The organism is Gilliamella sp. B14384G10 (assembly GCF_016101685.1).
GTDB classification, from domain to species: domain Bacteria; phylum Pseudomonadota; class Gammaproteobacteria; order Enterobacterales; family Orbaceae; genus Gilliamella; species Gilliamella apis_A.
Map to the genome: position 1 here is coordinate 273,150 of NZ_JACFQA010000002.1, position 14,950 is coordinate 288,099.

Consider the following 14,950-nt stretch of genomic DNA (forward strand, 5'->3'; position numbering starts at 1 on the left):
ACTGTTTTCAAGAATTATTTTGCCCATATACAGCGTTTTACAGATGTGACTATAACCTTAGCATACATGAAGTATATAATTTTTGAATAATGGTAGACCATGCCGAAAATTATAGATTAATTCATCTTAACTATATTGGCTTAGTTGTTGTTATTCAGAGCTCTTTCGGCCAATGTCCTGTGGTTTGATATAACCATTTTAAAACTCGTTTGGCATAGGAACGATCATTAAGATATGAAAATAGTGTATAAAATAGTAACAGGAGTAAAGGAATAATTTGTGCTCCCGATATTATCCATAAAAAACCATTCATTATAAAATCAAACTCTTTAATTGGATATATAATTATCTGTAATAATAAAAATGCAATTGGGGCAAAAATAGTATAAAAATACCAATTACGTAATAACGTTTTCGCTTTTTGTTTACTTATCCAAATACAATGAGGAATTAAATAGCTTGAACCATCGGTATGATTAATAATCCCATGTATTTTATTATTTTCAAATATTAAACTGAGTTTATCTCCTGATGCAATAAACGTCGGATGGCAAAAAGAATAAACAACCGGTATATGATCATTATCTAAAGCAAGTTCATCGAAAAATAGTCTAACACCGCTAAAATCAAATAATATTTTCCTTCGTTCCGATCGATAAATTAATTGTCTATCTATATTAGTTGCAATTCCTTCATATACAGGTAAGTCTGTTGATGAACAATTAACGGTTTTACGATGTTCTAAAAACGAGGTTTTCATAAAACTAAGATCGCCTTTTTTTAATTTATGATATCGCTGACGTAAAAAAAATTGTTTAGGTAAAACCAAATTTATTAAACGAAATAGCGTTGAACAAATACACCATATCAAAATTAGAAACAACCCAGTGGCTAAAAATAGTGTTATAAATTGAAGATCCAGCCAAAATCCTATCAAGATCAAAAATGGTAAAATTAATGTAGAAGGATGAGGGAAAGCACAATGTAATTTATTACGAATAGCCAAGTCTCCTTTCCATGAAACTAACCAGTGGAGCCAAAAAGTGCCATCATTAAGTGCGTGAGAAGCAATATGGATAACATCGCCTTCATTTAATTTATCTAAGACACTTACATCGATAAATTGGTTTTTATAAAAAAAATAAACTCCCTCATTGGTAATAATACGATAACAATCAGTATGTCCATAGGGAATGTAGTCATATCGATAAAATTTATTAGTAATAAATTGGCAATTATCTTTCATTTTGTGTTCTTAGTCTTTTAGAACGCAATCCACTTATTCGTTGGTATATCAATGTATCAGCATTGTTTAAATTGTGGCATTACATAATTTCATAGTAAATATTATTTGCTATTTTAACCTTTTATTTCAAATTTAACAGGTCAGTAATGATATAAATACGAATAGTATTCAATACATATTAATTCAACACTATCTTTTCTAAAAAATGGATTTAATTATCTTATTCAAGTTTATTTTACAATTTCTTTGTAATTCTGTAGTAAAAACTAATCTTTCCAAATCTCTTTTGCTATACGAAACGCAGCCCATGCTTTAGGCCAACCAACGTAAAATGCTACATGAGTTAAAATTTCTGCTATTTTTTGCTTAGTGATACCGTTATTTTTTTGCAATCTGCAAATGAAATTGTAAAGAACTATCTAAGATACTACTGGCAAGTAATGCCGTAACTGTGACTAAACTTCTATCTCTTGCTGAGAGCTCTTTTTCTCTAGACCAAACTTCGCCAAATAATATAACATCATTAAGCTCAGCAAACTTAGGAACGAATTCGCCTAGTACATCTCTTCCCGCTGTTACTTTGTTCTTAATTTTTTCTTTTATTTTGTATTATGAAAAAATCAAATTAAAAAATCTAACAAATTTGGAGATTTCAATAAGATATTGTTCTCTTTTAATCATAATGAATAATTATCTTAATGAAGAAATAACTGAGGAAAACAATTATTATCAATAAATCTTTTCAGTTAATTACAGTTTGTTCATTTTCTCTCTTCGGTCTTTAATCGCCTAATTTCGTATTCTGCCTAACTATCAATATCTAATTTCTTAAAAAAATTATGGATTAATTAAGTTATATTCTCGCTATCCATAGTTAGGATTTTCATCTTTTTATTAACACAAAAATATTAAAACATTATCTTCAATTATAAGTAAATTGAAAATAACGGGTAGCCATATTCCACTCTCTATAAAAATAGACTAATAGAACACTAGAACTCAAACTAACTTATTCCCCAACCAATTTCATTGCAAATTAATTAGCAAAATTATCCACTATCCGCCATTTATAGTGAATACAAATCACTTACTTTACAATATTACCTAATACGAATTAGTTAAATAATATTCTTAATATCGTTAAATATTTAAAGAGTATCAAATATATTTTCCCTTAAAAATTAATTTATTAATTAAAAAAAAATTAAATTTAAAAGAATTTAGAACTGATTCGGTTATTTTTGCCCAATATGGGGAGTCCTTTGCTAGCAAAACATTTACATTATAAATGATAATCATTCTTAATTAAATATGTTAATGATGCTACTAGCTAGCACATTTAATAATCATTTATTAATTTACCAAAAGTATTCCCTATTGATTATGTAGGTTATGGTTGAATTTAGGAAAATAATATGAGATACAAATTAGTTTTTACCAATAAAATAACTAATAAAGCATTAGTTTGTTCTAACAAAAGCATTATTGGTTCACCGTGGTTAATGGCCGGTATTTTATGTTTATCGTTTAACACAATGGCAGATACAGCTGAAAAAAAAGACGATAGTGATCAAGTAGAACAATTGATAGTTACTGCTAGACATGTAAAAGAGTCAGCCAAGGATATTCCATTTACGGTCAATATTGTTGACGACAAAAAACTGGTTGACCGGCGGGAGACCACTTTAGAAAAAGCTTTAAATGATACTGTCGGTGTACAAGTAATTAGTAATATGGGGGCAGCGAAATCTATTCGAATGCGTGGTGTCGGTTCTGTATTACCTATGAGTGGCGATGACAGCTCGGTTAGTATTAACGTGGATGGGATGCCACAATCAAAAAGTAATACGACCTTAAATTTACTTGATGTTCAACGTGTCGAAGTATTAAAAGGCCCGCAAGGGACATTATTTGGCCGAAATAGCGAGGCTGGTGCTATCAACGTTATTTCGAAAAAACCAACTCGCTATTTTGAATCAGCTTTTAGAACCGAATTCGGACAAAATAATCAAATATTAACCGAAGGCGTCATCAGTGGCCCTTTATCCGATCAATTAAGTGCTCGATTTGCTGTCCGTTATGATGAAGCAGATAGCATTCTAGAAAATGTTAATGACCATAAACCGGTGAGTATTCTTAGAAATAAAATCGCTAGAGGCACATTATTATGGGAAGCTTCAGAACTCACTTCTATCTCATTTATTACCGAAATAGAAGAAGCTATGGGTATGGACGATATGTATATGATGCGCCCATATGGACATCACCCTAAGATTGACATTCCAAATAGCAGTGACAAGAATGACAAAAATATTTATCGTTTCAATTTAAAAGTGGAACATGAGTTGGATAATAGCTTATTGAGTTCTATTACCGGTTATTCGTATAGCAAAAGTGACAGAAGATCACCAATTTATGAAGGTAGGTTATACCACCATTTGAGCGGTATGTCACCACCATCTAATTGGTCTTATTTAACCAAAGAAGATCTTTTCACTCAAGAATTTAGAATTTCATCTAAACCTGAAGCACCAATATTTTGGGTAGCAGGTATAAACTACTATACCAATGATCGTCATAGAAATACTTATGATGTTATGGATGTGTTTTATCCAAGTAATGCATTGAATGCTAACATTAGAAGACAGTTCGAAACAGATAATGTCGGAGTGTTTGGTGAAGTCACCTACCCTGTTACCGAAAAACTCAAATTAACAGCAGGTCTTCGTCAATCTTACGAAAAGAAGAATTATCATGCAAAATGGCTAGCTAACTCAATTTATGCTGAAAATAATAAAGATAAACCAACCATGGCTTTTGATAAGCAAAAGATAACCGATAACTTTACTACTGGCCGATTAGGTTTGAATTTTTTACTTAATGATTATGCTACCCTGTATGGTCTTTACTCAAGAGGATATAAAACAGGTGGTTTCAATGATGAAGGTACGGATTTTGCTACTATTGGTCGTTCAGATCAAGCCTATAAATCAGCGTATGTAAACGCTTATGAAATAGGGTTAAAAACTGAAAATAATACGGTAGGATTAAACACGGCATTCTTTTATAACGATACTAAACGTGAACATCTAATGGCTTATAATCCAGCGACGTTTGTTTCTGTGGTTGAAAATTATGATATCCGAAGTTATGGTGTAGAGCTAGATGGTTTTTGGAAGGCACCAGGAAATTTAGACTTTTCAGGTGGCATAGGTTACACCAATGCTAAAATAGTCGGTACGCCTAACAAAAGTTTAGCTCATGTAAAAAAACATAACGAAGTGCCGGATACATCTCATTGGAATGCTAACTTAACCATTCTACACTCTATACCACTAAATTTAGCTTCAGGAATATCATTAGAAACGCAAATAACTGATCGTTATATTGGTTCTCGCCAAGCTGATGTGCAAAATAAATTTGGCTTAAAAGCTTATAACAAACTTGATGCTCGAATTGCTGTCAAAACAGAAAATGCTGAGTTTTATGTGTGGGGTGACAATCTACTAAATAAATCCTACGATTTATGGGGATATCATATTCCAGCACTGTCTCATGATGGCCCTGATGCAACAATTGGTTCGCCTGGTAGAGGCCGAACTTTAGGAGTTGGTTTTATTTATAACTATTAACAATACTTAATTTTAAAGGGATACACTTTAAATCAGTTAAATAATAGCTTAACCATGCCGTCATTATTCGAGAAACTTAGACGAATACTGGCGGCGTATCTCTTTAGGTAATACCCCAAACTGTTTTCTAAATGCTGAACTAAAATGACTAATATTGCTATAACCCATCATAATTGCCGTTTCTGTAACACTATATTCGGCTAATAACTGTTTAGCTTTATGCATCCTTTCTGCCAAAAAATAAGCATAAATACTTTTACCAAAAATCTGCTTGAAACCTTTTTTTAACTTACTCTGATTGAGACCTGTTTGTTTAGCTAAACAATTGATAGTAGGAGGACAGGTTAAATCACTTATTAAACAATTACGAGCATGGTTAAGTTGTTGATATTCCCATTGCGTAAATTCATGTTTAGTAGATTGTTGTTCAAAAGACTTAAAATACCAATTTAAGTACTTTAAAACATGGGCATATAACAATAGACGGTTGGTGATTTTACAATCAGTGTTTTGCATTAAATAAAATAGTTGTCGAGCACAAGATAATACATTTTTGTTTTGCTGTATCTGATAATGCTGCAAAAAGAAATTGATCTTTTCATCTAAACAAGAAAATTGAAAATCCATATCACCAATTAAAACATCCAATAATTTTGGCATTATCATAACCTCAATATTGCAAAAATCCTTGGAATGTTGTAAATGAAAAATCTCACCATCAGCGAAACCAAAGGTTAAATCGCCTTCTTTACTTACAAATTTCTTATCTTTAATCTGTACACTCAATTTACCTTGTAACTGGCAATTAAAGCATAAGCAATTTTCACTACTCGAAAACGTTTTACTAACATCCACAGCATTTAGATCTGCAGCACTGTTAATACATATAGCTAAGCCTGGTTGTAACTCAATATATGATAGACCTTTACCGCTATAATTTAGATTTTTATTGGTTAATTGATTATCAAAACACATACATCCTCCAAACAATGCAAAAGATAACAAATATCATTTGCATTTACAACATAATAAAGCTACTATTTATAAGTTGTAATGCTTAGGAGTATAGAATATGTAATAAGATAATTATTATATATACATATAGAAATTTTCATGGATAATAAAACCATTCCTTATTATAAGCAGAAAAGTTATTTTTTATTTATTATTGCGCAACTCTATATCATACAAGGTATTCCCGTTGGATTAGCTTTTGACGCCTACCCTATCTTATTACGTGATTCAGGTGTTTCGTTAGCCGTGATAGCAATGATTCCACTAGCGGGTTTGCCTTGGGTTATCAAATTTATATGGGCTCCGTTAGTCGAAAATCACTGGATAACTAAAATAGGTTATCGAAAAAGTTGGTTACTACCAATGCAATGTCTATTAGCAATTTTGATAACCATTATTGCTTTCACCCCTTTCACATCAGAAACCACTACTTATCTTCTTATAGTAATCATCTTTTCTTGTATCGTTTCTGCAACACTCGATATTGCAACTGACGGGCTTGCAGCAGATTTATCGCAAAACAACACTATTAGCCAGATAAATAGTATTCAAGTAATGGGCAATATTACTGGTATGCTTATTGGCGGGGCTGGAGTAACCGTTTGTTATGATTATTTAGGAAAAACCTATAGTATTTTACTGTTAGTTGTAATTATTTTTGTATCGATTATACAACTCACTATATGGACAGAGCCTAATTTAGGCCACAATTCGCGATCCAATTCCAGAGCAAGAATCCACAATTTTTTTAAACGAAAAAATGCTTACCATATGCTATTTCTTGCGATCATGATACCTTTTGCTGGTTCGGTAATTTTAACCACAACTAAATTTATTTTACTGGATCATGGGTTCTCTGTGAGTGATGTTGGTATTTATACAGGTATTGGTGGTTATTTAACCATGCTTTTAGGTTGTGCCATTGCAGCCTATTTATTAAAAACTAAACAACCTTATCAAACACTAAAAATTGGTTTTGCTCTACTCTTTTTTCTAATTCTGTTTTGGTGTTTACTTTACAATATGCCTGACTATATTAATCCTATTACGACTACCATTATGATGACTATTTTAGGTATTGGTATTGGAACGATTAATGTTAGTATTTACACCATTACAATGATTTTTGCCAAACAAGGAAAGCAAACTGCTACAGATTATGCTATTTTTCAAAGTAGCTTATTATTCTCTGAAATAATCGGTTCCTCAATTTCAATGACAATCGCTGAATACTTTAATTATCTCATTGCCTTTTTATTGGCGCTAATAAGTATAATTGTTATTAACTTAATGATTAGAAATAAATAATAAGTTGTAATTTTTTGATATCTTTGTACAGTCTCTTGAGTATAACAGTACGTTTTAATCTATTGATACATAACTTTAAATTATTGTTTGATTAATGATAAAAATGTATTACAACTTACTCTACTAATTTTTACACCAAAATAATTAATAAATTGATTTAATTAAAATATTAGTTAAATGACGATATCAATCATATAAAGTTTTGAATCGTATTAAACATTATTTTTTATACTAAAGTATCTCGTTAATGAAAATGGTCGCTTCACCAATAATGTTGGAAATAAATACGTTAGCGATTTTTTCGGTTTATCAAATAATTCTAATGTCCAACCACCTTTGATCAGAAAATCAAAAGAAATCCTATTTTCTGAAAGAATCACTAAATCACTAAAAAAATCTGTATAATACATTTGATATATTTTCGCTTTATCAATTATTCGATTTTGTTGTAAATCTAATAAATAAATAGCTAAAATTTCTTCAAATGGACAATCAAAAGTAACAAATAACAAAATATAATTGTCATTTACTAGTAGAGCCGCCTCTAAGCAAGTTCCATCAACATGAATCTTACTTTCATGGCCATCAATGATGATTGTATTGTTATGAATTTGTATATTGGTTAATTTTTTAATCATAACGCATTCACTTTTATTAGCTTCTAACTAATGTTAGCTCACCATTTATACAAAATAAAGCAGATAATAAAGCTAAATATATATTTAATCTTTCAATTTAGTAATAATATAAGTGAAATAATCTGCTTTATATTATTTTTATGTATGCATCATTATAATCAACAAATTCATTATACTGATATTAATAAAGATTATTTCTGATTTAGTAACGTGCAAGATATCTCAACTTTAAATTTTATTTGCACAAGTATTTAATCATCTGTTTTTGTATAGTTCATTAACACATAATTTTTAAAGAGGTAAATAAAATTGGCTAAAGGAAATACTTCACTGTTAAAAAGACGATTAGATATTGCCGAAATAGTTAGAAAGCAAGGTGAAGTGAAAGTTGATGAATTATCTGAATTATTAAATGTATCTGGTGTCACTATACGACAAGATTTAAATTATTTAGAACAACAAGGTTATCTTAAACGATCCTTTGGTGGAGCCATATATTTACAACCTAAAGATAGTTTTGATAAATCCCATCAAGAATCAAACAATGAAGCCCAAAACGCTTACTCTGATATTAGTTTGATTATGCGATGTTTATCATTCATCAATGATGGCGATACGCTATGTTTATTAAATGGTAAAATAACCAGAAAACTCATACCATATTTATATAATAAAAAAAATCTCACTTTGATCGTTAATGATTTAAGCTTCGCTATGTTAGCAAAAGATTATATTCAAGGTGAAATCGTGTTAATTGGTGGAGTATTTAATCAAAAATATACTAATTTTGATAAAAATGATGTGCAAACTCTATTAGTAAAATATGAGTTATCTACCGTAATATTTGAAATAGAGGCAATCAATACCGATGATGAAATTGCAATATCGAATAGTCAATTGATGGAAGGTTATCAATTATTATTAAACAACGCTAATTGTCGCATCGCCCTTCTCCCCAGTCGAATGGAAGAAAATGATACTTTTGGATTTGCTTCACTTCAGCAAATTGATGTCATCATTCTTTCTAACTCAACAATGGCAGAATATCATCAGCAGATAACTAATTGTTCATTTAAACAATCTAGTGTTAATAAAGATAGCGTTATTTATCAAAACTCAATGAAAAAATAAAATTAATTCACAATTTATGTTTATAAATATTTACCAAATAAATAGTTAGAATAAAACTATACTATTGATTTTTCTATAATTAACAACACTTTGAATAGTATAATATCAACTATTATTTAACTAGATTTTTTATTTAATATTGTAAGCTAATTCTAGTTAAGATTTGCCTTAAAATTAGTGACAACGTCACACAAATAAGCAAAAATTTAAATCGCTATTTTCAATATTATTGATTTCTGAAGGCATAAAACAATATATAAAAAATTATTGAAAATTTTAAATAATGTAATGTTTTTTATGGCAAATTTAATAAAAAAAGCCCCTAATTAGGGGCTTAATCATGATTGAAATCAACTATTTTTGTAGGAATTTTTCAATCTGCTCTAATGTTGACGTACCTTGCATTGGTCCTTGTTTTGTCACCGCCAACGCACCGCAAGCATTAGCATAAGTTAAGGCTTTTTTGGCTGAAAACCCTTTATGAATTAAAGCGACATATGCACCACCAAAACAATCCCCTGCACCAGTCGGATCTATTTCGGTAACTAAATGAGGTTGCACATCAAAAGATTCATTTGCCGAATAATAACTCGCGCCCTTGTTACCTTTTTTTATAACAATAGAAGATATACCATTATTTAAAAAATAATCGATCGCTTGCTTCTCATTATCCGTATCGGCTAACAGTGTGACTTCACTTTCACTTGGTAAGTAAATATCGGTTTGCTGTAATATTGCTAACAGCGCCTCTTTAACGCCTGGCAGATTTAACATTTCCTTACGGATATTAGGATCAAAGGAAATGATACCTTTATTTTGTTTAACTATTGCTATAGCTTTCTTAGCGGTATCAAGAATTTGTTTAGAAAACAGCGAAGATCCCATTATATGTAGATGATCGCAATCTTCTAAAATCTTTTGACTAACCATGTCTTCATTAATCAGAGCACAAGCAGCATTTTTTATATTAAAAATAAAATCCCGACTACCATCCTCATGATAAGTTACAAATGCGCTTCCCGTAGTTTGGTCATCCATAACTTTAATATGAGAGATATCAACACCATCATCAGCCAGTTTTTTTATATTTAACTCACCAAAGCCATCATTACCAACACAACTTATCATCGCTGCTGGTTCATCTAATTTCGCCACTTGATCGATAAAAATTGCTGGAGCACCACTGGCAAATGGGCCCTTCCATAGTCCATCATGTGTAAATAATTGCCCTTTTTGGTTAGCCATAATTTCGACAACAATTTCACCTAGTGTAAATATTTTTTTCATATTAATTCAACTCCATTTAAACTCTGTTTTTCTTATTACGAACATCAATATATACAGCTAATAGAATGACTAATCCTTTAACAACTAGTTGATAAAAATAAGGAATGTTCATCAAGTTCATGCCGTTATTAATAACACCGATGATTAGAGCGCCTATCATTGTTCCAATAATTGTGCCGTGACCGCCATTTAAGCTTGTTCCTCCCAAAACAGCTGAAGCAATAGCATCTAATTCATAACCTTGCGCAGTACTTGGTTGGCCTGAATAAAGTCTTGATGCTAACAATAATCCACTAATCCCTGCCATTAATGCAGTTATCATGAAAACTTGTATTTTTAATTTTTTAACATTAATTCCTGAATATACAGCGGCTTCTTTGTTGCCACCAGTGATATAAATTTTTCGACCAAATGTCGTTTTAGATAAGATGAAATGATTGACTAATAACAATATTAATAGCACCCATATTGGATTCGGTATTGAAAAAATATCACCATTACCTAATTCAAGAAATACATCATCCATAATCATTTCTGGTTTACCATCTGTAATGATATAAGCAATCCCACGGAAAATCCCCATAGTTGCTACAGTCACAATAAACGATGGAATACCAGCAAGTGCCGTTAAACTACCATTGATAAAACCAACCGCAATTGAAAGTAACAAAGCTATAACTATGGCAAGATAAAATGGCAATCCCCAAAGTAAAGCAAGTGCCGCTAATGTGCCAGTTAACGCTATAGTTGAACCGACGGATAAATCGATATCGCCAAGCAACAATACATATGTCATACCAAATGCCGTAATCGCAATAATCGATACTTGCAAGACGATATTCATAATATTGGTACTAGTTAAAAAGTTTCTATTCATAAATGAAAACAGAATGAATAAAGCAATTAGCCCGATAACAATTCCACCATATTGACGGAATACTTTAAAAATAGATTCTTTAAAATTACTATTATTCATCGAGGTATTTTCTTTTGTATTCATGCACATGCTCCTGTTGCTATATTCATTACTTCTGGTTGAGTTAACCCTTCAGTATTAAATTCCTTTACAATTTTTTTATTACGCATAACAAATAAACGATCACTAATAGACATCACCTCGGGTAGTTCTGATGAGATCATAATGATTGCAGTACCTTTTGATGATAGTTCTCTTATTAATTTATAAATTTCCAATTTGGCACCGATATCAATTCCCCGAGTGGGTTCGTCTAAAATCAAAATTTTAGGTGGCTTCACTAACCATTTGGCAATAACGATTTTTTGTTGGTTACCACCACTTAAACTACCGGTTACTTGGAATGGATTATTGGTTTTGATAGCCATCTTCTTTATATATTTAGTCGAATTTAATAATTCTTTTCTATTATTGATGATAAATGATGGCTCATATTGAAAGGCAATATGATTAATATTTGAATGAACATCATGCATCAAAACCAAGCCTTCTTCTTTACGATTTTCGGTAACAAAAGCAAGGCCATGTTCAATGGCTTGAGTTGGTGAATTAATATTGACTTTTTTACCTGAAATAAAAATTTCACCTTGGTATTTAGTTACCCCAAACAATGCTTTCATCACTTCTGACCGACCAGCACCAACTAAACCAAAAAAACCAACTACTTCACCAGAATGCACCTTAAAGCTAATATTCTTGAATTCTCTAAAATGATCTAAGTTTCTAACTTCTAATAAAGGCGGATCTTCCTGAATTTGGTGTGGTAATTTTGGTGGATAAATATTTTGTACTTCACGGCCAACCATTTCAGCAATCAGCTGATCTATGGTGGTTTCGTTTTTTTGGTGGGTGGCAATATACTCGCCATCACGCATAACTGAAATATCATCAGAGATACGCATGATCTCATCCATTCGATGCGAAATATATATAATTGCAACATCTTTTTGTTTAAGTTTTTCTATTATATTGAAGAGTAGTTCTGCTTCATTATCACTTAATGACGAAGTTGGTTCATCCATAATTAATACTTTCGCGTCATAACTAAGTGCTTTTGCAATTTCAACCAATTGCCGTTGCGCCATAGACATGGTTCCGACAATTTGTGTTGGATTTAATTTGATTCCATACTCCGCAAATAATGCATTACAATTTTTAATCATTTGATTATCAGAAATAATGCCATATTTATTTGGTTCATTATTGGCATAAATATTCTGAGCAATCGTTAGGTTATTACTTAAACTCAATTCTTGGAAAACTATAGCAATCCCTATCTTTCTTGATTCTGTTGGATTCTTTATAGTGATAACATTGCCTTGATAGGTAATTGTTCCACTACTTGGCGGATAAATACCGGCTAGGATTTTCATTAATGTAGATTTTCCTGCGCCATTTTCGCCCAATAGCGTATGAACTCTACCTTGGTAGATGTCTAAACTAACATTTTTCAAAGCTTGAATCGGACCAAAATTTTTGGCAATAGAATCCACAGATAATATGATATTATTCATTAGTTGATTCCTTGTGGAAGGGATAGATATTACCCTATCCCTTATTGTGAATTATTTTTTTCCTGTATATACGCCAGGAGTGACTGGGATTACTTCATCGACTTTTTTACCATTTAAGTAGTCAATTGCAGTAGCTACAGCGATTTCACCTAACTTATTTGGATATTGTTGGATTACAGCTACGAATGTTTTTTCTTTATCTACAGCTTTTCTTGCTTCATCCATGCCATCAAAACCAATGATTTTTATATCATTATTTTTAACAGATTTCGCCGCGATAACCGCTGATAATGCAGCATCATCACCAAAACCAAAAATTCCATTTAAGTCTGGGTATGCTTGTAACATATTTTGTGCAACAACAAGCGCTTCTGCACGGGTAATTCCGGTTTGAATAGACACTATTTTCACGTCTGGAGTTTTAGACAATCCTTCTTTAAATCCATCAACACGATCAACAACTGATTGCACCATTGGATAATCAATAACACCAACCGTTCCTTTACCGTTTAATAATTGCCCCATTAACTCACCGGCAGTAACACCACCAGCATAATTGTTGGTCGCAATATGACTAACGACTTTGACGCCAACGGCAGGAACATCAACAGTAATAACTGGAATATTCGCCTTTTCAGCTTTCATAATCGCAGCTTGTACACCTTTTGAATCAACTGGTGATAAAATAATTAAATCCACTTTTTTAATAATAAAATCTTCAATGTCTGAAATTTGTTTATTAAGATCTTGGCTAGCGATAGATAGTGATAAATCAACATTTTCCTGTTGAGCTTTTTGTTTTATAGCATCTGCTAATGAGATATAAAAAGGATGTTGTTGGGTTAATAATGAAACACCTATATGATATTGCTTAGCATGTGCGCCGAAAGTGAAAAAAAATAGAAAACACACAAAAAAGAGTTTAGATATTTTTTTCATAGAAAGAGCTCCTTAATTTTAAGCATGATAATTAACCTTATAGGAAAGAAAGAATAAATCATCCAATCTTTTATTCTTTATCATCATGCAACTATCAAAATACAATACAAAGAAAAATATTTTTAAAAAGATTTGAAACCATAATTTTTCTCTATTTACTGCAATATTCGTAACTTTACGCTACGTATTATTAGTATAGTTTTTGAAACAAATTTTATTGTGACGAAGCTCTCAAATTTTCAAAATAAAAGCAAAAATATAAAAATATATTTTCATTTTAAAAGTTAATCGTTATTTATAGAAGATTTAAAAGTAAGCTAGCAACATCAATATTGACTACGACAAACTTAATTCGAAACAGACAAATCAATCTATCTAAACCTAATTAAAACGATTCAATCGTCAAATCTTAGCTTATCAAACTTAAAAAATGATAAGTAAAACTACTTTCATTTTTAATGATAAATAATGTTATGATTAATTTGTAAAAATGAAAGATAAAAAATAAGGATGTTTACATGGAAATAAACAAGACGCAATTTGATATTAAAATTCATCTTCCCAGAATGCAGCAAATTGTATTTACCGATCTTAATCAACAACTACATGACATATTAAATATTTATCAATACTGTATAGATGACAATGCCCATTGGTACCCAGATCGAAGTACAGCCAAAGGTAAGCCCAAAGCTTTAATTTATAGTCCTGAAGGATTTACCGAATATGGATTAAAAAAACTATCGCGTGCTTGTAAACAAATCGACACAAGAGGCAGTGTTTTATTTTTTTTTGCCGATAGTCAAAAATTATCTAATTGTAATCTGATGTCCTATTCCGGATACAAAGCTATCGAAGGTTTTCAGGCGGGTGAATCTTCCGTTGGTTTCTATTTTAATTTACCTGAAAGTAAACAAATTATTGATAAAATGGCATCGTTTATAACTGGATTAGCGCAAAAATTTAGCCATAACTTTATTACTATGAATAGTAGAGAAATTCCTAGTTCAATTTATATCTTTCCTCCACGCATAAACTTATCTTTAATGGCTTACATACCTAGTCCACTACAACATAAGGATTATCCAGAAGTTTATCAATTAATACCAATTATAAAAGAGAATACCCATGTTGGTACTGTCATTGTTTTATTCGATCATTTTCCTAATAGACAAAATATTAATGATATTAAAACTATGTATAGTGTGGAATTGAAATTGCGAGAAGCAGATCTTTTACCAATGAAACACGATTTATAATCTATG

The 14,950-nt window shown here is 31.1% G+C and carries 11 protein-coding genes and 1 pseudogene; 4 read left to right on the forward strand and 8 right to left on the reverse strand.

What is annotated here, in order from left to right; translation table 11 throughout:
- Nucleotides 1-154 precede the first annotated feature (154 nt).
- Nucleotides 155-1,246, reverse strand: a complete 1,092-nt coding sequence (locus tag H3T54_RS05525; RefSeq protein WP_198221354.1) for a hypothetical protein — start codon at nt 1,244-1,246, stop codon at nt 155-157.
- 269 nt (nt 1,247-1,515) lie between these two features.
- A pseudogene (locus H3T54_RS12065) lies at nt 1,516-1,837 on the reverse strand (carboxymuconolactone decarboxylase family protein); the annotation flags it as partial.
- Nucleotides 1,838-2,661: 824 nt separating this feature from the next.
- Between H3T54_RS12065 and H3T54_RS05535 the strand changes: the two are divergent.
- Entirely contained in the window at nt 2,662-4,878 is a 2,217-nt protein-coding gene (locus H3T54_RS05535; protein ID WP_110447886.1) for a TonB-dependent receptor, read from the forward strand.
- Between the two features lie 63 nt (nt 4,879-4,941).
- Here the strand turns inward: H3T54_RS05535 and H3T54_RS05540 are convergent, their stop codons facing one another.
- The gene (locus tag H3T54_RS05540) at nt 4,942-5,853 is read right to left on the reverse strand and encodes a helix-turn-helix transcriptional regulator (protein ID WP_110447887.1); all 912 of its coding nucleotides are present in this window, start codon (nt 5,851-5,853) and stop codon (nt 4,942-4,944) included.
- 138 nt (nt 5,854-5,991) lie between these two features.
- On the opposite strand from H3T54_RS05540, the gene H3T54_RS05545 reads away from it, so the two are divergent.
- On the forward strand, nt 5,992-7,200 hold the full coding sequence (locus H3T54_RS05545; RefSeq protein ID WP_110447888.1) for an MFS transporter: 1,209 nt from the start codon (nt 5,992-5,994) through the stop codon (nt 7,198-7,200).
- Nucleotides 7,201-7,412: 212 nt separating this feature from the next.
- Here H3T54_RS05545 and H3T54_RS05550 read toward each other — a convergent pair whose 3' ends face one another.
- The gene (locus tag H3T54_RS05550) at nt 7,413-7,838 is read right to left on the reverse strand and encodes a hypothetical protein (RefSeq protein ID WP_198221356.1); all 426 of its coding nucleotides are present in this window, start codon (nt 7,836-7,838) and stop codon (nt 7,413-7,415) included.
- A gap of 309 nt (nt 7,839-8,147) precedes the next feature.
- On the opposite strand from H3T54_RS05550, the gene H3T54_RS05555 reads away from it, so the two are divergent.
- Complete coding sequence (locus tag H3T54_RS05555) at nt 8,148-8,969, forward strand: DeoR/GlpR family DNA-binding transcription regulator (RefSeq protein ID WP_198221358.1); 822 nt, start codon at nt 8,148-8,150, stop codon at nt 8,967-8,969.
- Between the two features lie 354 nt (nt 8,970-9,323).
- Here the strand turns inward: H3T54_RS05555 and H3T54_RS05560 are convergent, their stop codons facing one another.
- From H3T54_RS05560 to H3T54_RS05575, 4 genes are read right to left on the reverse strand one after another with little or no spacing between them, the layout of a single operon-like run.
- Complete coding sequence (locus H3T54_RS05560; RefSeq protein WP_198221360.1) at nt 9,324-10,256, reverse strand: sugar kinase; 933 nt, start codon at nt 10,254-10,256, stop codon at nt 9,324-9,326.
- Between the two features lie 16 nt (nt 10,257-10,272).
- Entirely contained in the window at nt 10,273-11,256 is a 984-nt protein-coding gene (locus H3T54_RS05565) for an ABC transporter permease (protein WP_198221362.1), read from the reverse strand.
- Nucleotides 11,253-12,746 (reverse strand): sugar ABC transporter ATP-binding protein, encoded by a 1,494-nt coding sequence (locus H3T54_RS05570; protein ID WP_198199849.1) that lies wholly within the window; start codon nt 12,744-12,746, stop codon nt 11,253-11,255. The genes H3T54_RS05565 and H3T54_RS05570 overlap by 4 nt, the downstream gene beginning before the upstream one ends.
- Before the next feature lie 51 nt (nt 12,747-12,797).
- Complete coding sequence (locus H3T54_RS05575) at nt 12,798-13,685, reverse strand: substrate-binding domain-containing protein (RefSeq protein ID WP_198199847.1); 888 nt, start codon at nt 13,683-13,685, stop codon at nt 12,798-12,800.
- A 518-nt stretch (nt 13,686-14,203) separates the two neighbouring features.
- Between H3T54_RS05575 and H3T54_RS05580 the strand changes: the two genes are divergently transcribed.
- A complete protein-coding gene (locus H3T54_RS05580) occupies nt 14,204-14,944 on the forward strand; it encodes an Imm52 family immunity protein (protein WP_198221364.1) in 741 nt (246 codons plus the stop codon).
- Nucleotides 14,945-14,950: the final 6 nt, after the last annotated feature.